The organism is Acinetobacter sp. ACNIH1 (genome assembly GCF_002934695.1).
In the GTDB taxonomy this organism is placed as follows: Bacteria; Pseudomonadota; Gammaproteobacteria; order Pseudomonadales; family Moraxellaceae; genus Acinetobacter; species Acinetobacter variabilis.
The window spans coordinates 423,442-444,980 of sequence record NZ_CP026420.1 but is presented as its reverse complement, the minus strand read 5'-3'; the positions used below and the strand labels follow the sequence as shown (position 1 = coordinate 444,980).

The following is a 21,539-nucleotide window of genomic DNA, read 5'->3' as shown; positions in this document are numbered from 1 at the left end:
TATCGTTTTTTTTCACCTAAACTCTTATTCTGACTGATCTGACACTTCAGTTTTTTCCAGCTTTTCGATAGGTTTTTGCTTGATTTTTTTACCATAACGGGTGGCTGGCCAAATCATGATAAAGCGTGCACCACCCAGTGTCGGACTTTGATCGACTTGAATCTCTCCACCAAACCAGTAAGCGATCCGGCTGACAATAGACAAGCCCAAACCATAACCACCTGAAGCACGGGTACGACTATCATCAAGTCGGGCAAAAGCTTCAAAGATACGGGCACGGTCAGCTTCCGGAATCCCCGGACCATCATCTTCTACACAGATATACGCCATGCCCTTAGCATCTAGTCCGCCGCTGATCAGGATTTTCTGCTCACAGTAGCGTACTGCATTACCCACCAGATTTTGCACCACACGATGCAGGTAACGTCGTTCAGCTTGTACGGTTACAGGTACTGGCATCGGCAGCACTTCGACTTCTTTACCTGTTTTTAAAGCATCGGTTTCGACTGCCACCTGATCCAGCACTTCAAACAGATCAATCTCTTCAAATTCAATTGAAGGCATGCCCTGTTCCAGTTTGGTATAGGTCATGATTTCATCGATCAAGGTATTTAAGGCTTCAATATCCTTGTCAATCTGCTCAACCTGCTGCAAGCGGTAATCATAGTCGTCTTCATCTGCCATCATTTCCATTGCAAAACGGATACGGGCAACAGGTGTACGCAGCTCATGCGATACCGCACGCATCAATTCACGCTGCGCTTCAATCAGACGCTGAATATGGTCCGACATATTGTTATAACTGGAAGCCAGCGTCGCCATCTCATCACTACCCTCTACCGGAAGACGCAATGACATATTTCCGGTTTTCATCTTGTTCAGGGCATAGCTAACTTCACGCAGTTTACGCTGCATTGGTACCAGCAGACCATAAATCCCCAGACTTAAGACAAACAAGCTCAATAAGGTAATTCCGGCAGCTAACTGGAATGGCATCCAGTTAAATAACGGCACTGGCCCCATGACCAGCACTTCAGACGTCGAGCTAGGAATAGGAGAAATGATTGAAATCGTAGTACCGCGAATTGAGGCACTGTCACGATATAAAATAATGCTGTGATCTAGACGCAAACGTCCGATCTGCTCGGAATCTAATGGCAAGCTTTGGACATTTTCGATCGAGATTGGATAAGAGAAATAATCCTGAATTCGCTTCAGGTATTCTTTTTCCTGACCTGGGTAGTACACCAGATAATCCAGAATAAAGACCGGTAAAGCCTTCATCTGACGTCGAGTAATATTATCCGCCTTAATATAAAGATAATGACTTGGATCATCGCGTAGCCCAATGACAATATAAGCTACCCCGGTTTTGGCATCCCAACGCACGACTGCCTTACGGTCAGCCAGACGTCGACCTTCCGCCCGGGTAATATCCACTTTACTGGCTTCGACATAGTAGATCGGCAATTCCAACAGATCAGACGCATCTGAAACCCAGTCCATCTTTTGCTGCAGATTAGGCTGTCTCGCAACCCCCTCACTGATGATATATGCCATACCATCAGTCAGGGATTCACGATACTCCTGCGCACGCTGGTAGTTGATAATCTGTACCAGCAGATAGCTGAATACTGCCACCAGGACCACAAGCATGACCAGGCCTGCGTATATCCGCAAAAATATACTGTGTTTAAACACCTATAAATTATCCTGTTTATTCAGGCGGCTAAAGGCACCGATTAGATACCGTTAGTTTCTTTGACGAATAGATAACCTTTACTACGTACTGTTTTAATACGTTTTGGATTTTCAGGATCGTCACCAATTTTTGGACGAATGCGCGAAATACGCACATCAATTGAACGGTCTTGGCCGTCATATTCGATACCGCGTAGACGCTCAAAGATATCTTCACGTGACAGGATGCGGCCCGCATTTGAAGCTAGCAGCCACAACAGGTCATATTCTGCACTGGTAAAGTCAACCAGCTCACCATTCAAGGTCACTGAACGACCACCATTGTCGATCACCAGGTCATCAAATTCGATGCGTTGAGCCACTTCATCTTCAGGCACCTTGTCGGTACGACGCAATAAAGCACGAATACGAGCTAATAGGACACGCGGCTGAACCGGTTTAGCGACATAGTCATCTGCACCCATTTCCAGACCTAGGACCTGATCCATATCTTCAGTACGTGCAGTCAGCATTAAAATCGGTTGATGATAATGTGGACGAACTTCACGACAGATGGTCAAACCATCAGCACCGGGCAACATGACATCTAGAACCACCATGTCTGGTTGCTCGGCAATAATACGACGAATAGCACGGTTGCCATCCGGCTCTACCCCGACCTCAAGACCATTACGGATGAGGTATTCTTGTGTTAAACGAGCAAGACGCTCATCATCTTCAACAATTAGAATTTTAGGTAACTTTTCTTCTTGGCTCATGTGTTGCCCCTTTATTTGATGGACGTATGCTACGGACGTATCCTTTTGAAATCCAATAGATACGTTTTTAATATGCTTGCAATATACACACGTTTACATTGTAAACAAGATAGCGTTCACCAAACCAATACATCAAAGTAGCATTTTGTAATATTTTATCGTGCACATTTCACTCGAATGTGCATTTAACTACCGTTTGTCGGCTTATTTGCATCGATCAAAGCTTAATCTGAACAAAATGTGACTTGTTGATTCAGGCCTTTTTAGTTATCCACAATGTTATCTATAAGCACTTTTTGCCAGCTTTGATATGCTATGCCTTGCCGGATAAGGCTTATGCAAGAATCAATAAAAATTGGGATCTTTTTGCAAAAGATTAAGATAAAACTTCAGAAAAATATTTAGCAAAATGTCAATATTGATCTACCCTAAATTTTCCCGTATCTTGTGTTCAATTAATTTTATAACCACTAGGTCTTGTGTTTATTCCTCGAACACTGTGGCACGATTTTTGCCCAGTTCAAACGGTCCATAAACATAAAAATAGATGACAATGGAGCTATGCTAACATGAGCGTAATCACGTCCACTCCGGGTCAACTTCAGGTGATTAAACGCACCGGTGATGTTGCCGCTTTTGATGCAGAAAAAATTTCTGTTGCAATTGGAAAAGCATTTTTGGCAGTAGAAGGCCAGCAAAGTGCAGATTCGAGCCGTATACACGACCGTATCGAACAATTAACGGAAATGGTTCTGAATACATTCAAACGCCGTTTACCATCGGGTGGCACGATCCATATCGAAGAAATTCAGGATCAGGTTGAACTTGCGCTGATGCGTACTGGCGAACAGAAAGTTGCACGTGCCTATGTCATCTACCGTGAACAACGTTCTGAAGCGCGCAAACAGTTAGGTGCCAACCATCACCCTACACTGCAAGTGACTGATGCAGAAGGCAAGTTAAAACCGCTTGACTTAAGCGAATTAACTGCGACTGTAACTCGCGCTGCTGAAGGCCTTGAAGGAATCGACGTACAGGCGATTGTCGATGAGACCGTAAAAAACCTTTATAACGGCGTAAAAGAGTCTGACATCTCTACCACAATGATGATGGCGACTCGTACCCGTATTGAGCAAGAACCTAACTATACTTATGTGACTGCACGTCTGTTGCGTGATGACCTGGTGGCTACCGGTTTAGAGTTCTTGGGTCTATCCACTGATACTAATGAAGGTGATGCACTTGAAACTTTCCTGAAAAAAGGGATTGAGTTAGAACTTCTTTCACCTGAATTGTTAAACTTTGACCTGGCTAAACTGGCTGCAGCGATTCAACCGGAACGTTCAAACCAGTTCACCTACCTAGGTCTGCAAACATTATTTGACCGTTACTTCATCCACTCAGATGGCGTGCGTTTCGAATTGCCGCAATTATTCTTCATGCGTGTGTCTATGGGTCTTGCCCTGAACGAAGACAACCGCGAAGATCGTGCAATCGAGTTCTATAACTTACTGTCTAGTTTCGACTACATGGCATCTACGCCTACTCTGTTCAACTCAGGTACGTTACGTCCACAGTTATCTAGCTGCTATTTAACTACGATTGATGATGACCTGTTTGACATCTATGGCGCGATGCGTGATAACGCAATGTTGTCTAAATGGGCAGGCGGTTTAGGTAATGACTGGACTCCAGTTCGTGCCCTGAACTCTTACATTAAAGGTACAAACGGTAAGTCTCAAGGTGTGGTGCCATTCCTTAAAGTTGCCAACGATACTGCTGTTGCAGTAAACCAAGGTGGTAAACGTAAAGGTGCAGTATGTGCATACCTGGAAACCTGGCACCTGGATATCGAAGAATTCCTTGAGCTTCGTAAGAACACGGGTGATGATCGTCGTCGTACTCACGACATGAACACTGCGAACTGGGTTCCTGACTTGTTCATGCAACGTGTATTCGAAGATGCTGAATGGACACTGTTCACTCCTTCTGAAACGCCTGATCTTCATGATCTGACTGGTGCAGAATTCGCTGAGCGTTATGCTTACTACGAAAGCATTGCCAAAGAAACAAACATGTTGCACAAGAAAATCCGTGCAAAAGATTTGTGGCGCAAAATGCTGTCGATGCTGTTCGAAACAGGTCACCCATGGATCACGTTCAAAGACGTATGTAACCTACGTTCACCACAACAGCACGTAGGCGTGGTTCACTCTTCTAACCTGTGTACAGAAATCACCCTGAACACCAGCAAAGAAGAAATTGCAGTATGTAACTTAGGTTCGATCAACCTGGTACAACACGTTCAAGGCGGCAAGCTGGATCGTGAAAAACTGGCTCGTACAGTAAAAACTGCGGTTCGTATGCTCGATAACGTGATCGACATCAACTACTACGCAGTTCCACAAGCACGTAACTCGAACCTGAAACACCGTCCAGTCGGTATGGGTATCATGGGCTTCCAGGATGCGCTTTACGAAATGGGTATGGCTTACGGTTCTGACGCTGCGGTTGAGTTTGCTGATGAATCAATGGAAGTGATTTCTTACTACGCAATTTCAACTTCAAGTGACCTTGCTGTTGAACGCGGTACGTATGAAACATTCAAAGGCTCATTGTGGGATCAAGGTATTCTGCCAATCGACTCACTTGACCTGGTTGCGAAAACTCGTCCAGAACGCATGTTTGAAGTAGACCGCACACAACGTCTGGACTGGGACACTTTACGTGCCAAAGTTCAAAAAGACGGTATGCGTAATTCGAATGTGATGGCGATTGCTCCGACTGCTACTATTTCGAACATTTGTGGCGTATCTCAGTCTATCGAACCTACATTCCAGAACCTGTATGTAAAATCGAACCTGTCTGGCGAATTCACTGTGATCAACCCTTACTTGGTACGTGCGTTGAAAGAACGTGGTCTTTGGGATGCGGTGATGGTCAACGACCTGAAACACTTCGAAGGTTCAGTACAGAAGATTTCTCGTATTCCTGAAGAGTTGAAAGCGATCTTCGCGACTGCGTTTGAAGTTGAGCCACGCTGGATTGTTGATGCTGCTTCCCGTCGTCAAAAATGGATCGACCAAGCGCAATCTCTGAACCTGTACATCGCGGGTGCAAACGGTAAGAAACTGGACATCACTTACAAGATGGCTTGGTTACGTGGTCTGAAAACGACTTATTACCTACGTGCATTGGGTGCGACTTCTGCTGAGAAATCAACTATTAATACTGGTGCATTGAACGCAGTTAAACCTGCAACCGTTGCGGCTCCTGTAGTTGCAGCGTCAGTGGTTGAAGAGAAAAAACCTGAAGCGCCTGTAGAGGAAGAAGGTTTCACTCAGGCAGCGCCAGTGCCACAAGCATGTTCAATTGACAATCCTGATTGTGAAGCTTGTCAGTAATCTGACGGGTTTCTAATCCACCCCGACCCTCCTTTATTAAAGGAGGGAGAAAGTCCCCTTTTTTAAAGGGGGATTTAGGGGGATTACGAAATTTAGGCAATAAAAAAGCCCTCTAGCGTCCGTCAAAACTAACTAGAAGGCTTTCAATCTCGAAGTGATACCAAGATGGTCACGACGAGGCTGGCATATGTGAATGCGATAGTGATTCTATCATCGAATTAGCTATCGAGCCAGTACAAGTCATCTTGATTTGTATGGGAGTAAGCGATATGTCACCTCGAAAGAAGTGTGTACATGTGCGTTCATACATTCGACGTCGATTGAATCGATTTGAGACTGTATGTTCACATTATCGTAGTAATCCTAAGTAATTAGGAGAATTTGGGAGATATCAATGTCTCCCAAATTTAAACCAAAGGAAACCTCAATGCCCCATATGACCCACAACTACATGTTAGGACTTGCGGCATTGCTGATTTCCTTTGGCATTACTTTTTATTTACCAATTGCTTATTTCTGGCTCAAAGTTCGCCAGCAGCGTAATCAAAATAAGTAGTACTCGGATTTTTAGCACAACTTCTTTTGGTTATGTCAGTTCTTTAGCTGATGCCAGAAAATGAAAAAGGGACATCGCGCCAACGATATCCCTTTTCCTGAAAGATATATGACTAACTTTCAGGCGATGACTTTTCTTACGAAAAAGCTAGGGAATATTTTCTACTAGTTTTCAGCCATCGTCAAATAAGTCTAAACACGATTGCTCAAACTATAGGAGTATTTCAAATGAGTAAGTCAAATGATCGCATGATTTATGAGAAAAATGGTAAATGGGTAAATAAAGCCAATGGTAACTCCAAAGCTTCATCTGCTCATGATACTCAAAAAGAAGCTTACAACTCAGCCCGATCTATGCTTCAAAAATCGGGTGGCGGTGAGATAACCATCAAAGGTAAAAATGGTCTAATTCGTGAAAAGAACACCATTTCGCCAGGAAACGATCCAAGAAAGATCAAAGGATAGTTCTCTTTAAAAAAACAGTAAAGATAGATATTTTACCTCGACTATGTCGGGGTAAAGTCAATGCAAAAACACAATATAAATTAATGATTTTATTACATTTCTTATTTCTATTAAAAAACAAAAGTATATCTATAAATTCGCTTATTTTTTATCTAATCACATTTGAAATAACTATCAAATTTGGGTAATGATAACTACAATATCTACAATTTTTTAATTAAAACTATTTCGCCCCTTTGAATACTTGAGCAGCACTTACTTTATTGTTACTCACAAATTCATCCAATGGAGCGTATAATTTTTGAGAGTATTAGTATGTCTATCCTCAGTTGGGACGATTTCGAAGATGATTCGCAAAAACCGGCTGCACCTGAACAGCAGCCTACGCCCGTCGAGCCGAAAAAAACGGCTAATCCGCAGATGGTATCTGATGCAAGCAACACATCGTCGAATGTGGCAGCTGCACAACCCGCTGCAGCCCCTCGAAGCGCAGGATCAAATTCAACCAATTCACTGGCAAGAGCATCTGCTTCCCTAGACCAACTGGACGTTGCGCCTGGTCTTGAAGAACTTGAGATGGGCGCACAGCGTGTACAGGTTGATGATAAACGTATGATCAACTGCCGTGCTGACTTGAACCAGTTAGTACCATTCAAATACGAATGGGCTTGGCAGAAATATCTGGATGGTTGTGCGAACCACTGGATGCCTCAAGAAATCAACATGAACCACGACATCGCGTTGTGGAAGTCTGAAAATGGCTTGACTGAAGATGAACGTACCATCGTGATGCGTTCACTTGGTTTCTTCTCTACTGCGGATTCACTGGTAGCAAACAATCTGGTATTGGCGATCTACCGTCATATTACCAACCCTGAATGCCGTCAGTACATTCTGCGTCAGTCATTTGAAGAAGCGATTCATACGCATGCTTACCAATACTGTATTGAGTCGCTAGGTATGGATGAAGGCGAAGTCTTCAACATGTACCGCGAAGTTCCATCAGTTGCACGTAAAGCGGCTTGGGGCCTGAAATATACCCAGTCTCTAAGTGATCCTACTTTCAAAACCGGTACGCCAGAAAACGACCAGATCCTGCTTCGCAACCTGATCGCGTTCTACTGTGTCCTTGAAGGTATCTTCTTCTACTGCGGTTTCACCCAAATTCTGTCTATGGGTCGTCGTAACAAGATGAATGGTGTTGCTGAGCAATTCCAGTACATCCTGCGTGATGAATCTATGCACCTGAACTTCGGTATTGATATGATCAACCAGATCAAGATCGAGAACCCGCATTTGTGGACTGCTGAATTCCAGCAAGAAGTGATTCAGATGATTCTTGAAGGTACCATGCTTGAAATCGAATATGCACGTGACACGATGCCACGCGGTGTATTGGGCATGAATGCCGGTATGATGGAAGAATACCTGAAATTTATCTGTAACCGTCGCTTGAGCCAGTTAGGCTTGCCTGAACAGTTTACTGGTGTGAACAATCCATTCCAGTGGATGTCAGAAATGATGGACCTGCGTAAAGAGAAGAACTTCTTCGAAACTCGCGTAACAGACTACCAAACTGGTGGTGCGTTAAGCTGGTAAGAAATATCACATGCGCTGAATGACAGATAATGTGAGATTTTTGACACATATTTCGAGATTGTTACAAACCGTCACGCGACACATAAGTTGTCATTTGCGACGCATAAGATGTCATTGAGCGACACATAAGTTGTCATTGATAAAGAAACCGCCATTAATGGCGGTTTCTTTAACTTAACAACCCTTATATTAGTTAAAACTTATGCATGATTTAAATTATTAAAAAAATTTGAATAAAATTTTTGTTCAATTTTATCAGCCTCTAAATAAATACCTAATTCATGATAGAGATCGTTGTTCTTATAGTTACCTGAAGAATCAGAAGACATCCAGTTTAAGCTTGTGATAACAATATGATTTTTATCCCAAGCCAACACTTTGGCATGGCTATGATTTCCAGAGGGTGGAGAATGAAGTTTTAATGCAATTTTATCGTTGTCTATACTGTTAGAGAACTTTTGCACTTGCTTATGATCAAAAATTTCTTTATCGACTGTAGAGTAAAATGCTGAAACACGTACCCTACAAGTTGATAAACTATCCCAAATACTTCTATGTAGATTTGGGCTTATTTTATCACTTAATAAGGTAACTCTATGTTCTGCTTTCTTAGCTTCGTGTATATATCGCAAATGATGCCCTTTGAGTAAAAGTGAAACATTAATATTTTTTTCATTGTCTTGATTAGAGCTAGGTTTAATACTTTGAGCCAAATCTAATAATTCTGAACCTAAATAGTTATTAATTAATTTTGCACCAGTAGTCAAACTAGCTGATATTTGAATCATTTCTTTTGAAAAATCATTATCTTGAATAAATACAGAAGCTTCATAACGATTAAATTCTGAGAAAAACCGGCAGAGTAAAACTTGAAGTGCGACATAAACCACCTAATTAATTTAAAGGGTTTATGGAGTATATAAAATTGTCATACCATCATCTTAACTTTGAAGATCGTACTGCATTAATGCTTGAGTCAAGAAAAGAAGGCTTTTCAGCCAGAAAATTTGCTGAACTCATTAAAAGACATCCTAGTACGATCTATCGTGAGCTTAAAAGAAATAGCATCAATGACGTTTATCAAGCTCAATATGCTTCTGATAACACCTTCGCTAGACGTAGACGCGGTCACAGAAAACTCAAAATCGACTCAATTCTCTGGAGATTTATTGTTGAAGCGATCCGTTGTTTATGGTCTCCTCAGCAAATAGCAAAGCGTTTAAAGACATTTCCTGATTTGGATCAAACAATGAATGTAAGCCATACAACGATTTATTCAACTATACGAGCATTACCAAAGGGTGAGTTGAAAAAAGACTTATTATCCTGTCTGCGTCATGAAAATAAAAAGCGAAAAGCTAACGGTGAACCTAAAAAAGATTCTATATTACAGGATATTAAAACTATTCATGAGCGCCCAGCCGAAGTTCAAGAAAGAAAAATACCGGGTCATTGGGAAGCCGATTTAATTAAAGGTAAAGACAATAAAAGTTCGATAGCAACACTTATTGAACGAAATACACGGCTCTGTATCTTGGCAACATTACCTGATGCAAAGGCAGAATCAGTGCGCAAGGCTTTAACTGAAGCTCTGAAATATTTACCTGCAGAACTACGTAAAACGTTGACCTATGACCGTGGACGTGAGATGTCAGAACATAAAATCCTCGAAGAAGATTTAGGCATAGATGTATATTTCTGTGACCCACATTCGCCATGGCAGAAAGGTACATGCGAAAATATGAATGGTTTAATTAGGCAATATTTACCTAAAGGGATTGATTTAAATCAGGCAGATCAGCATTATTTAAATCAAGTCGCCATGTCACTGAATACTCGTCCTAGAAAAGCGTTAGATTGGCTTACACCATTAGAGAAATTTGCTCAGCTTGTTGATTATCATAAGGCTTTTGAAACTGTCGCACCTCATGTTTGAATTCGCCACCAATTACAAGATCCTATTAACGAACAATGATTATTTTCAGTATCCCAAAGCAAATATTTAGCATGAGACCCTGTCTGGATTTCATGTAAAATAATCCTTCCATTGTAATCACAATAAAGCTTTTTAAATTGTGAGGTAATCTCTTCAAAGTTTCTTAATTCTTTTTCTCTAATATCAGGTGAATCGAAATCATCTTTACCCCATAAAATAATAACTTTAACCCCTCTGTTAACGGCATCTAATAGTTCACTTAAATAGAGATTTATTCTAGATGGACGAATAAAAGTAGAATGAATTATTAAATAGTTTTTACACTCACGAATAGCATCAAGAAATTTTTGAAGATGCTCATTCCCTCCTAAAATAAGTGAAACATGCTGTTCAGATATCTTATAACTTTTGGGAGGATTTGCTAAATTTTCTGAACTACCATCCCCGACATATTGATATGTTTCTTTTATACTCTCATTATTCCTCTGACTTTCGATTAATCGCTTTTTAATTTCTGTAGACAAATATTCTTTAAAGGAGTAACCAAAAATAGAGCAATAATCATTACTAGATGTTGGATTGAGATAATTCTCATAAAAATGTATATCTATTTCATTATTTTTATTGATTTTTGCATTAAATATTAAGTACCTATTAACTGATAAACTTCTATCTAATGGTGGCGATACAGAAATAAGCTCTTCATTCGGTTGGGTAACAGCACAGCCAAGTTCTTGTGTATCAAGAATATATGGATGCGGTATATTCTTAATATTAATATATCTTTTATTATCCCAACTATTAACTAAAGTATTGATGTCACTCTCATTATAAGTAGTAATAAAAGAGTGATTACACAATCCTAAATACTGACCATTTGTAAGATTAACTAGAAAATCTCTATATGTATAAAATTCTTTTTTTATCGAAGGCAATTCAGAAGCTTTTGCAATAAATTTACCACGCTCAGTAATTCTTACACTAATACTCTCAGGCTCTTGAATAATTTCAATCCAATTTAATTTTAAAAATGGTAGAAGTATTTGAACTAAAATTTGTCTACGAATACCAGAATATGCTGATAATTTATCAATAGTAAATTCATTATCTGCAATAGTTCTCAACAATAAATGGTCGATAATATTCCAATTACTCTTCTTTTTAAAAGTAAATAGATTAGTCCCGTAAGAAAAAGGAACAATGAGATAAAAAGGTTGTGATTTTTTAGGACGTTTGGAATTGGATGATTTCATATTGTATAGCTTACGAAAATTAATAAAGGTAAAATTTATTTAAAAAATTGGCTTATATGAGAAGTAATATCTATCTTCTTAATTGGACTAACACTATCTTTATTTATATTAGGTTCTTCGTTGACCCATTTACATAATGTGTCTATAAATTGATAGTCATTAATAATATCCAATTTTTTCTCAAATGGTGCTCGATAAGCCCAATATTCGAACATTCCTATACTTCCAATTACAAACATTTGATATTTTGCTCTACTAAACATTACATTTAAACGTCTTTCATCAAGCAAAAAACCTAATGAACTCTTATCAGATTTATTGATGTTATGTCTGACAAGACTCACAATTACAAGATCCGCTTCCCCTCCTTGAAATGAATCAACTGTTTTACAAAGCTCCACTCCACAATAGAATCCTTTGCTTTTCAACTTATTAATTAAATTTTCCTCATTAATCATTTCATTAATTTTAGCAATTTGATTTTTATAAGGAGTTAGAATAACTATTGATGGATTCTTTTTAGCTACTTCTGTGACTTGAACTGCTTCTAACATTCTTCTGATAACATCAACTTCTGCCTCATTAGCCAAATTATTTTCAAGTGGCCTAGCTTCTCGCAATTTATTAGGATCACAAATGTCGAGCCAAATAAAACCTTTATTTTTATTTAAATCTGGCAAATCAGAGCATATTGAAAACTTGAATGGCCTATTAATTGTGTTTAAATATTTTTCTTCATTTTCTGAATTATTTTTTAGTTCTGAATTATAAAACAATGTAGAAACCACTTCTGAAATATCTGGATGCATCCGATATTGCTCAGTAATAATATCCCCCATAAGACGGCTACTTTTAGCTTTTTTATATTTTTCAATATTTTTAACCAAAGTCTGGAATAGTGAAAAATATTTTCGAACATTTTCAATAACCGGATGATATTTATTGGAAAAATATTCTAAAAACTCTACACTATTATCATTTAAATTATCTTTTACATATTGAGCTACTTCAGAAAACTCATTCAGACTAGATAATTTTGTTAAATTACTCGAAAAAGGGCCTGTAGAGACACTTTGTATTAAAAGAGGAACATCAAAATTTTCACCTAATAAAATTTTATTAATAGTATTTTCAGAAAAAGGAGGTAATTGTTTGTGATCTCCAATCAATAAACGCTTTGATGATAGTAAAAGAGGACTTAGCAACTCTAAACCAGAGGCCTTCCCTGACTCTTCTAAAATTGTCCAATCAAATTGGTGATTATTTCTATTAATCGTCTCAATTGTAGAAGAATTTGATGTAGCTAATACAATATTGGCACTACTAAGAACATGCCTATAAAGAGATCTACGCAGATAATTTGATTCAGTAGCTTTCTTTATTTGTTCATTTAAATCTAAATATTTTGAAGCATCCTGCCACATCAGGCTTTCTTTAATACTATCCCACAAAGTAGCAGTATGTTTTTCAAATTGCTGAATATCACCTCTATCCTCTATTTCATCTTCAATATTATTAAAAGTATCTAAAATCATTAAATTGTCTGATAGTGGACCTTTTTTAATTTCATCATAGAGAACTTGTACAGTTGCATGGCTTTGAGCACTTAAGACGACTTTACTATCTGGCTCATCATTAAAGATTTGCTCTAGCAAACTGGTTACTAAAAATGTTTTGCCAACTCCTGGTGGTCCTTGCACAATATAATTAGGATAAGTATCTAATGCCTCACGATAAATATTTTGCTTAGAATTATCTAACTTATCATATACTTTTACATATTTATTTGGATATTTCAGCTTTGACGTACTGCTTTCCATATGCATAATACTTGAAATTAAAGCAGAATTTTTCGCGACTTGCTCTAAAGTATAATTTCTGCGCAATAGTGCTGTATAATTTGCAAGTAAAGATTTTGGGTATATATATAGTTCTTGTTCATTAATGATCTGGCTTATATCCTTTAACGTATTTGGATTTTGAGGATCATTTTTTACTATAAAATCATAACAAGCTAGAGTTTTTTCGTGCTTCCTAAAAGTGATTATTATTTTAAAGTTTTTAGTAGAAAACCCTTTTGTTTTAATATTTGGAGAAGCGTGAAAATCATCTTTTTCAGTAGGAAGTTTATTAGATAATATCCATTCTTTTTCATCCATTTCAGTAACTAAACTTTTAAAATGATGAGTAGATATTGGCTTATCTATAATTTTTGAGAATTTTAAATTTTCATTGTTTTTTTCAGGATCAATAGTTAAAATAATACTATCTTGGTTATTATTCCCAATTTTAACTTTAACATTTGCTTTAAAAACTTTTGTCCAATACTCTGAAACCTCAATGGAATAACAAAGCAACATAGTATTAATAAAATTCCTAACATCCTCACTTAATACTTGTTCTTTCTTAAAACTATCAATTATGTTCATCCAGGAATTTGATGAATTAGAGCTAGAAACCAAATTTAATTTTATTGAAAAATCTTTAGAGATTTTATGATAACCTTTCAGACTTTTAGAATCACAATAAATATTTGTAATTAATACAAGATTACTCCATTGAAAATTATTTGTCCCCTCAACTCTAGTAGGTTTTATCTCATATAAAAGCTGATTACCTTGTATAAAAAACAACTCTCCATCTTTAATATTACTTTTAATAATATTTATTTTATTTAAATCAATATCATTTTTAACAAATTTATAAAAATCATCAATCAAGATTTCATTATCTTTATCTTTTTTTAAGAACTTGCTTAAAATACCCAAAAAACTTTCTATTTTCTTTCTATTAATTGTTATATCATATGTTTTAATTTCATTTGTATCAGCATCTAGTTCATTTTCTAATGAGAAAATAATATACTTTATACTTTCAATAATCTCCGAACTAGAAAGATGACTATCTCGATAAATATTCTTCAATTTACAAATGTTTTTTAATTTATCTATTAATTTTTTTTCATTTTCAGTTAAATAATTAAAATCATGATCTGATAGGCTATCATCAATCCCTACTACTAGTAATGATTCAATTAAATTACCCAACAAATACCAATCTTCATTATATGAAGAAACCATTGAAGTACTTTCTAAGTTAACCATATATGAAGGTTTAAGTTTATTTACTGAGAGTAACCATTCGAATCCTGTTAATCTAAAAAAATTAATATCATTTTCAAATCTAATTACAATATTTTCTGGACTTATTTTTCTATGTAAAAGACCATTTTGATGTAAAATATCTAACCCAAAGGCTATACTTAAAATATTTTTCCATAACTTAATACGATGATATGGTATCATCAAATTTTGGAAATATATCCAGCTTTTTCTTTTTAGTCTTTGGCTTGATTTGTTAATGTCATTTATATATGTGGATAACAAAATATCATTTTCATCACACTCATATGTGATACTAAAACTTTCATCATCATAATATGCATTATTAATAACTAATAAATACCTTTCTGAATTTGGGTAATTTTTTAATAATTGTAATTGTCTTACTTCATCCAACCAAATCTCTTTAATAATTTCATCTTTTTGATTAATTCTCGGCCAAATTTTCATAAAGAAACATTCATCACCTATATAATCACTTGGGGAAGCTTCTCGATATAATTTATATAAATTATAATTCTTACCCTCATATATTATTTCTTCATCAATATAGTTTTGTAGTACCTTATAATCTTGCATTAAAATTTACCTAATTTAATTACAAATAGAATGCTTACAATTAAGCACGAGATCCCCGTATCTTTTTTATACAGATTTGTTTATCAGATAAATAATAATTTAAAATTAATTAAATTTCAATAGCTTAGGAAATCAAGAAGTAAGTTATAAATCTTCAAGCTTTAAATAAAGCTAGATAAATCAGTATTTAGTGCATTTAGCCAATCCATTAACTCAATCACATCTAAACGTCTTTCTAGAATTTCAACTTTAGACACATAAGACTGAGGCTTACCCAAACGCTGGGCAAGCTCAACCTGAGTCACATTTTTAGACTCACGCAGTTCTATAAGTTTTTTAATTAGGTCTTGATACCTAGGATCGTGTATTGAGCGCATGGCTCAATATCAGTTACAATTAAAAATATCCCAAAATAGGATATTTCAACTTAACCCTATCTGTTTATTGATTTTTTTATTTTGGATAATGATTGAACGATAGTTTAGGAACTCAATGTGAAGCAAAAATTTTCTGTAACTCAAATCAATAGCATTGTTAAAAAACATTTAGCAGGTGCCTCTATCGAACAGATTTGTCAGGAATATCAAATTAGCGTGGCATGAATAGCCACCGATTTTGTAGACACCTTTTAGTTAGATAAAATGGCTAATTAACGAGGTGCTTATGAGCAGTAAACGATACCCTGAAGAATTCAAAATTGAAGCAGTAAAACAAGTCACTGAGAAAGGTCATAGTGTGGCTGAAGTTGCTACACATTTAGGAACCACTACACATAGTCTGTATGCTTGGATCAAACGTTATGATCCACAGCAGCCCAAGACAACAGAATCTAGTGATCCAACTACAGAATTAGCGAAATTAAAAAAAGAGCTGCAAAGGGTCACTGAAGAAAGGGACATATTAAAAAAGGCCGCGGTGTACTTCGCAAGCCAGTCCAAATGAGGTACGCCTTTATTCGGGACAACCAACATATATGGTCTGTTCGTCGTTTATGTTCAACGTTAGATGTTCATCACAGTGGTTATTACGCCTGGTTAAAGAAACCTACCAGTATAACTGCGAGGAAGCGGCAACAGCTTTCAGGATTAATTAAACAGTTCTGGTTGGAATCTGGCGGAGTCTACGGTTATCGCAAGATTCATTGTGATTTGAAAGACGTTGGCGAAAGTTGCGGTATCAATCGAGTACATCGACTCATGAAGGCGAATGGTCTCAAGTCACAGCGTGGCTATCGCAAACCTAGAGCTAATGTTAGTACTCCATCGATTGTGGCTCGAAATACTTTAGACAGACAGTTTAACCCCACCCAGCCCAACCAGTTGTGGGTGACTGACATCACTTATATTCGCACTCATGAAGGATGGCTGTATCTTGCAGTAGTAATCGACCTATTCTCACGGCTAGTCGTTGGCTGGTCTATGAAGTCGAGAATCACAACAGATCTGGTTTTAGATGCTCTACTGATGGCTTTGTGGCGAAGAAGCCCAAAGAACAAAGTCCTGATTCATTCTGATCAAGGTAGCCAATACACCAGTCATGAATGGCAGACATTTCTCAAGCATCACAACCTTGAAAGCAGTATGAGCCGGCGTGGAAACTGCCATGATAATGCTGTTGCTGAGAGCTTCTTTCAGCTGTTAAAGCGAGAGAGGATCAAGAAGAAAATCTATGTGACAAGAACTGAAGCAAGGTCGGATATCTTTGAATATATAGAGATGTTCTATAACTCAAAACGCAGACATGGTTCCAATGGTCAGCGTTCTCCATTAGATTATGAAAAGGCCCATCAAAAGATGGTTATGTGTGTCTAGAATTTTGGTGGCTATTCACTCATCACTTAACAGCGATTCAATACTAATGGAGTTATTCATGACTTGCCAAAGAGTATGTTTAAGAAGCATAGAGCTGCCTTGTACATGAGATTCTGCTTGGCCTATAAGTATAGGACTTGGAGTATGTTTACCTAAGCGATAACCTCGCCATTTATTATTATGATAAGCATCACCATGCTTATTTTTATTAAAAGCATCTGGCTCAATTACTTTTTCAATTTGATAATCTGAATTTTTAGATAAATTGACCCTGATATACCAATACCATAATGAAACTCGAACGATATCTAACTCACTTCTTTTTTCCATTTTTGTATTTTTCATTTTTTAGTCAATCTCAAAAAAAATCCTAGTTATAGTTATTTATAATTTAAAAACAATAAATTAGAAATTTGTATAGAGTAAAAGATTGAGCTCTTTTTACTTTCTACACAACTTTTTTTAAAAGATATATGCTTCTGTTGTGACAGGACAATACAAGACACCCTATGCAAAACCATTTCATCGTTGATGCAACAACAATAGAAAAAGAGCTATTTGACCGTTATGGCCCACTAATAGCTGATGATGCTCTAAGAATTGCTTTAGGTTACAAAACCACAGATGCTTTTCGTCAAGCATTAACACGTAAAACTGTTCCTATTCCTATTTTCACTTTCCCAAATCGTCGTGGAAAATATGCGTTAGTAAAAGATGTTGCTACATGGCTAGCAAACCAAAGAAACTCATCTTTAGATCCGAACCATAACCACTAAGTTTTCATTTTTCAAAAAATTATTATGGAGTCATCATGAAAAACTAAACCAAAAATCAATAAAAAACGGACCCCAAAAGGATCCGTTTGTGACTTTATATAGAAGCATATAAAGACCTGAGAATCATAGTATCTTCTCTATATCGTCACCAGTCAAGTAAGTGCTATTCAATCGTAATAGTACAGATTAACTCATTCTCAAATATCTATTGAGAATAGGATTACTTCTGGATAAACAGATATGTCTTATAAAACAGTTTTTTCAAAAACTGAACCGTACCGGGTTTGTCGGAGACTTTTTTATTTAAGTTAGGCCACCTGACCTAACGGGTTAATCTTATCATAGTACATTGCTTCAAACTCAAAAGGCGATACATAACCCAGTGCACTGTGTACACGCTTTTTATTGAACCAATCTACCCAGTTTAGTGTCGCAAGTTGTACATCTGCTAAACCTTGCCAATCTGCTTTTAAATATTCAATCACCTCTGTTTTGTATAAGCCATTCACCGTTTCAGCCAGAGCATTATCGTATGAATCACCAGTTGTACCGACTGATGCTCGTAAATTTGCTGCTTCTAAACGATTGGTATAGCGAATAGAAAGATATTGAACACCTCTATCGGAATGATGAATCACATTCTTTGGCATGCCTCGATCGTGCAAGGCTTGCTCTAATGCATCGAGCACCATATCTGTATTCATCCGTGTCGATACTTTCCATCCAACAATTGCTCGTGAGAACACATCAATAATAAAGGCGGTATAGACCCAGCCTGAATGAGTTTGAATATACGTAAAGTCACTCACCCACAGTTGGTCAGGATGATCAGCATTAAAATTACGTTTCACTAAATCATCTGCTCTTTTTTGATCATCTCGGCTACGGGTGGTTTGTTTATTCTTACCACGCCAAACACCTTGTATACCTAGCTTCTGCATCAATCGAGCAACTGTACAACGTGCAATAATATAGCCTTCACGTTTCAATTGTTGCCAGACCTTACGCACACCATATCGACCTGAACTTTCTTTCCAAATTCGTTTAATTTGTTCAGCATGATGCTCATCATGTAGATCTCGTTTCGCTCGATGTTCTGGATTGTCCGCGAGATCTAAAGTTCGGTAATAGGTTGAAGCTGCGATCGGTAAAATCCTACAAATCGCATCAACACCATATCGATCTTTATTGTTATGGATGAAATCCACCATTATTTGTGTGGGCGGTCGAGCTCCGCCTGGGCGAAAAAAGCGGCTGCTTTACGTAGAATTTCATTGGCACGCTTTAATTCTTTAATTTCACGTTCCATTTGCTTCATTTTTTCTTGATCAGATATCTGTTGTACTTTAATAGGATTTTGCTGATCTAAATGCTTTTGATGCCAGGCACGAAGTGTTTCAGGAGTATAACCAATCTTAGGCGCAATTGCTGTGATTGCAGCCCAAGTAGAAGGATAATCTTTTTCAGATTCAATTAGTAATTGAACCGCTTTTTCTCTGATTTCAGGGGTATATTTTAATTTTGTCATCGGGGTAGTCTCTCAGAATATTGACTCTCCGACAAACCCGGTACGGTTCATTAATCAAATACTCTTCAGCGATCGCTCTGCGACTTGATGTTGCAACAGCCATTCTAAGTCCAGACTTTCTCAGTCGTTCTAGCACTTGTACCAATCCTTTTTTAATCGGTACCCCCTGATTTCGTACAAACTCAAGCTCTAATTCGTCTGCACGTTTACGAATTGTCTGATAAGGAACTTCTGTTCCATAAATTTTTTGTGCGAGTTGTTCTGCTGTTTTTGCACTTAATCCTAGACATTGCATCAAATAATCATCAGAGAATTCCTGTCCAATGAGTTCTTGAGAGGCTTGTTTTAATGTTTGAAAGCGTAATCGCTCAGTATCAAACATTGTGCCATCCATATCAAAGATCGCCCCATGGACAGGATAATCATGAAAAATCAGCATTATTACTCCTTGATTGTTATCACGATCTTTAGCATACCGAATAAAATTTGTGATAATCCAAGTTGTAAATAAATGAAATAAAAATGATTAAATTTTAACCATACATTTAAAATATTTATCGAATACCTATAGTATTGGTCAAAAAATTTGCATTATGAAAGGTATTGTGATTGACATTTTTTATAAATAGGTTTTATGTTTTTTGTCTTAGGAAGTCCCCTTGGATAGAAAATGTGAATAAACTGCAGAATGAATATCCATACGCCTAGATCAAACGTCCAACTAAAAATAATCATCTAAGAATTGATTACGAGACTGCAATCATAAAAATTTAATATTCTCTGTCTTTCAAGCATATTTGATTTAGGAGTTAACCTTATTGCTTATCATCGTATTCTGATTTGAATAGGATATGATCAACAAGTAGACCGCCACTGTGACCATCAATATTAAGAGTAAATAAAAAGGTAAGTGAATGCCGAACTGATATAGAAAAGTGCTCAGTAAAGGCGCCACAATGAGACCAATCGCTTGAGTAGCTGTACAAATACTTGCCATTTTGACTTGAGCAGCTTGCGTAACAGATTGAGCCGCCCCTGTGGTAAATGCAGGCAAAAGGGTTGCCACTCCGACCCCATAAAATAAATAACTTATTTGAAACATCCAAATATGGATTGCACTTAAAGATAGGATGAGTCCAATAACCATGCTAAACGTACCCACCAATACCAAAGCTTTCAGTTTTAAATGAAGTACTTTTACAATCAGGATCTGAGTAATCACTAAGCTAAAACCAACAATGAGCATACATTGGGAAAAATAAATCGCACTTTGTTGTGAGCTTAAATGAAAATGGTCTTGAATATAAAAACCTGCCGTCATATTGAGCGTCACGATAGCCATATAGGTAGTAAATCCTAAAATAAGCCAAGGAATAGCTGGTTTTAATGAAAATGAATGCTCTATTTTTACAGGCTGTTTTTGATCCAATATTGTGTTTTGTTTACCCTCATCATGTTTAAAATACATTGTGATAATCAAACTAAAAATCACCAATAAAATAACTGCAATCCACATTGGCAATAAAATTCCACCGAACAATAACACTGAAGTTAGAAATGGGCCGACGATCATACCTAAACTATTCATCGCACCATACATTGCCATTTTTTGACTGCGTTGTTGTTCCTCTGTGACATGTTGCATGACATAACTTTGTAGACCTATTTGTGGCATAGCCATAAAACCACCAGTACTTGCTCGACTAATCACCAACAAAGCAAAAACTATCATTACGGGTAATGTTTGTTGTATTCCCCAATAAAGAATCGCTGTAAATATAGCCCAAGTAATGGTCATGCCCCAGAAACCATAATTCATTAATTGATAAGGAGTCTGTATTTTTTCCCCTCTGGCAATCAGAATAGATGCAATCGCCATACAGATCGCTCCTGCTGAAACGATCACTCCACCTTGGAATTCGGATAAATGTAGCTGTCGAGTCAAAGGTGCCAGTAAAGGAAGAATCATGGAAAAACACGTTCCATTGATTAACGCAGCCAAAGCTAAAAATTTTAAATGATTGTTCATCATGGAATTCATCAAAAGAAAAG

Annotated in this window: 16 protein-coding genes, 1 pseudogene and 1 other annotated feature; of the genes and pseudogenes, 7 read left to right on the top strand and 10 right to left on the bottom strand. The window is 37.2% G+C overall.

Features of this window, described 5'->3' with window-relative positions:
• Positions 1-24 precede the first annotated feature (24 nt).
• Both bfmS and bfmR read right to left on the bottom strand, forming a co-directional pair.
• The gene (gene bfmS / locus C3F22_RS02235) at positions 25-1,701 is read right to left on the bottom strand and encodes a sensor histidine kinase BfmS (protein ID WP_171284714.1); all 1,677 of its coding nucleotides are present in this window, start codon (positions 1,699-1,701) and stop codon (positions 25-27) included.
• A gap of 41 nt (positions 1,702-1,742) precedes the next feature.
• On the bottom strand, positions 1,743-2,459 hold the full coding sequence (gene bfmR, locus C3F22_RS02230) for a response regulator transcription factor BfmR (RefSeq protein ID WP_004785097.1): 717 nt from the start codon (positions 2,457-2,459) through the stop codon (positions 1,743-1,745).
• A gap of 569 nt (positions 2,460-3,028) precedes the next feature.
• On the opposite strand from bfmR, the gene C3F22_RS02225 reads away from it, so the two are divergent.
• From C3F22_RS02225 to C3F22_RS02215, 4 genes are all read left to right on the top strand, one after another.
• The gene (locus tag C3F22_RS02225) at positions 3,029-5,863 is read left to right on the top strand and encodes a ribonucleoside-diphosphate reductase subunit alpha (protein ID WP_104425819.1); all 2,835 of its coding nucleotides are present in this window, start codon (positions 3,029-3,031) and stop codon (positions 5,861-5,863) included.
• Positions 5,864-6,290: 427 nt separating this feature from the next.
• Complete coding sequence (locus tag C3F22_RS18245; protein WP_286739507.1) at positions 6,291-6,419, top strand: hypothetical protein; 129 nt, start codon at positions 6,291-6,293, stop codon at positions 6,417-6,419.
• Between the two features lie 227 nt (positions 6,420-6,646).
• Positions 6,647-6,883, top strand: coding sequence for a DUF2188 domain-containing protein (locus tag C3F22_RS02220; protein WP_104425818.1), 237 nt, complete (start codon positions 6,647-6,649; stop codon positions 6,881-6,883).
• Between the two features lie 315 nt (positions 6,884-7,198).
• Positions 7,199-8,482 carry a ribonucleotide-diphosphate reductase subunit beta gene (locus tag C3F22_RS02215; RefSeq protein WP_104425817.1) on the top strand — a complete coding sequence of 428 codons (1,284 nt, stop codon included), beginning with the start codon at positions 7,199-7,201 and terminating at the stop codon, positions 8,480-8,482.
• 200 nt (positions 8,483-8,682) lie between these two features.
• Here C3F22_RS02215 and C3F22_RS02210 read toward each other — a convergent pair whose 3' ends face one another.
• Positions 8,683-9,372 (bottom strand): hypothetical protein, encoded by a 690-nt coding sequence (locus C3F22_RS02210; RefSeq protein ID WP_228203568.1) that lies wholly within the window; start codon positions 9,370-9,372, stop codon positions 8,683-8,685.
• 77 nt (positions 9,373-9,449) lie between these two features.
• On the opposite strand from C3F22_RS02210, the gene C3F22_RS02205 reads away from it, so the two are divergent.
• Positions 9,450-10,418: an IS30 family transposase gene (locus C3F22_RS02205; RefSeq protein WP_253105210.1), complete on the top strand. Its 969-nt coding sequence runs from the start codon at positions 9,450-9,452 to the stop codon at positions 10,416-10,418.
• On the opposite strand, the gene C3F22_RS02200 is transcribed toward C3F22_RS02205, so the two are convergent.
• The 3 genes from C3F22_RS02200 to C3F22_RS02190 all read right to left on the bottom strand — a co-directional run bounded on the left by C3F22_RS02200 (position 10,409) and on the right by C3F22_RS02190 (position 15,749).
• Positions 10,409-11,671 (bottom strand): phospholipase D-like domain-containing protein, encoded by a 1,263-nt coding sequence (locus tag C3F22_RS02200; RefSeq protein WP_228203567.1) that lies wholly within the window; start codon positions 11,669-11,671, stop codon positions 10,409-10,411. The genes C3F22_RS02205 and C3F22_RS02200 overlap by 10 nt on opposite strands.
• A gap of 35 nt (positions 11,672-11,706) precedes the next feature.
• On the bottom strand, positions 11,707-15,372 hold the full coding sequence (locus C3F22_RS02195) for an AAA domain-containing protein (RefSeq protein WP_104425815.1): 3,666 nt from the start codon (positions 15,370-15,372) through the stop codon (positions 11,707-11,709).
• 161 nt (positions 15,373-15,533) lie between these two features.
• A complete protein-coding gene (locus C3F22_RS02190; protein WP_068517820.1) occupies positions 15,534-15,749 on the bottom strand; it encodes a helix-turn-helix domain-containing protein in 216 nt (71 codons plus the stop codon).
• A 286-nt stretch (positions 15,750-16,035) separates the two neighbouring features.
• Here C3F22_RS02190 and C3F22_RS02185 point away from each other — a divergent pair.
• Positions 16,036-17,183 (top strand): IS3 family transposase gene (locus C3F22_RS02185; RefSeq protein ID WP_104425814.1). Its coding sequence is split into 2 segments (ribosomal slippage): positions 16,036-16,282 and positions 16,282-17,183, totalling 1,149 coding nucleotides; the frame shifts between segments, so codons are not numbered across the junction.
• A gap of 15 nt (positions 17,184-17,198) precedes the next feature.
• Here the strand turns inward: C3F22_RS02185 and C3F22_RS02180 are convergent.
• Complete coding sequence (locus C3F22_RS02180) at positions 17,199-17,528, bottom strand: hypothetical protein (protein ID WP_228203566.1); 330 nt, start codon at positions 17,526-17,528, stop codon at positions 17,199-17,201.
• 164 nt (positions 17,529-17,692) lie between these two features.
• Here C3F22_RS02180 and C3F22_RS02175 point away from each other — a divergent pair, with 164 nt between their 5' ends.
• The gene (locus C3F22_RS02175) at positions 17,693-17,959 is read left to right on the top strand and encodes a hypothetical protein (protein ID WP_004753992.1); all 267 of its coding nucleotides are present in this window, start codon (positions 17,693-17,695) and stop codon (positions 17,957-17,959) included.
• 308 nt (positions 17,960-18,267) lie between these two features.
• On the opposite strand, the gene C3F22_RS02170 is transcribed toward C3F22_RS02175, so the two are convergent.
• The 3 genes and pseudogenes from C3F22_RS02170 to actD form a co-directional block, all read right to left on the bottom strand.
• Positions 18,268-19,487 (bottom strand): IS3 family transposase gene (locus tag C3F22_RS02170; RefSeq protein ID WP_104425813.1). Its coding sequence is split into 2 segments (ribosomal slippage): positions 18,268-19,211 and positions 19,211-19,487, totalling 1,221 coding nucleotides; the frame shifts between segments, so codons are not numbered across the junction.
• Positions 19,096-19,212 (bottom strand) — a sequence feature (AL1L pseudoknot). It overlaps the preceding gene by 117 nt.
• A gap of 49 nt (positions 19,488-19,536) precedes the next feature.
• Positions 19,537-19,926: pseudogene (locus tag C3F22_RS02165) on the bottom strand (HAD family hydrolase); the annotation flags it as partial.
• A gap of 363 nt (positions 19,927-20,289) precedes the next feature.
• A complete protein-coding gene (gene actD, locus C3F22_RS02160) occupies positions 20,290-21,516 on the bottom strand; it encodes a putative acinetoferrin export transporter ActD (protein WP_068517851.1) in 1,227 nt (408 codons plus the stop codon).
• Positions 21,517-21,539 lie beyond the last annotated feature (23 nt).

What these genes read in the sequence shown, in the direction of transcription:
- bfmR (WP_004785097.1), bottom strand. Translation starts at nt 2,459, where the DNA reads ATGAGCCAAGAAGAAAAGTTACCTAAAATTCTAATTGTTGAAGATGAT.
- C3F22_RS02225 (WP_104425819.1), top strand. Translation starts at nt 3,029, where the DNA reads ATGAGCGTAATCACGTCCACTCCGGGTCAACTTCAGGTGATTAAACGC.
- C3F22_RS18245 (WP_286739507.1), top strand. Translation starts at nt 6,291, where the DNA reads ATGCCCCATATGACCCACAACTACATGTTAGGACTTGCGGCATTGCTG.
- C3F22_RS02220 (WP_104425818.1), top strand. Translation starts at nt 6,647, where the DNA reads ATGAGTAAGTCAAATGATCGCATGATTTATGAGAAAAATGGTAAATGG.
- C3F22_RS02215 (WP_104425817.1), top strand. Translation starts at nt 7,199, where the DNA reads ATGTCTATCCTCAGTTGGGACGATTTCGAAGATGATTCGCAAAAACCG.
- C3F22_RS02205 (WP_253105210.1), top strand. Translation starts at nt 9,450, where the DNA reads ATGCTTGAGTCAAGAAAAGAAGGCTTTTCAGCCAGAAAATTTGCTGAA.
- C3F22_RS02200 (WP_228203567.1), bottom strand. Translation starts at nt 11,671, where the DNA reads ATGAAATCATCCAATTCCAAACGTCCTAAAAAATCACAACCTTTTTAT.
- C3F22_RS02195 (WP_104425815.1), bottom strand. Translation starts at nt 15,372, where the DNA reads ATGCAAGATTATAAGGTACTACAAAACTATATTGATGAAGAAATAATA.
- C3F22_RS02190 (WP_068517820.1), bottom strand. Translation starts at nt 15,749, where the DNA reads ATGCGCTCAATACACGATCCTAGGTATCAAGACCTAATTAAAAAACTT.
- C3F22_RS02180 (WP_228203566.1), bottom strand. Translation starts at nt 17,528, where the DNA reads ATGAAAAATACAAAAATGGAAAAAAGAAGTGAGTTAGATATCGTTCGA.
- C3F22_RS02175 (WP_004753992.1), top strand. Translation starts at nt 17,693, where the DNA reads ATGCAAAACCATTTCATCGTTGATGCAACAACAATAGAAAAAGAGCTA.
- actD (WP_068517851.1), bottom strand. Translation starts at nt 21,516, where the DNA reads ATGAACAATCATTTAAAATTTTTAGCTTTGGCTGCGTTAATCAATGGA.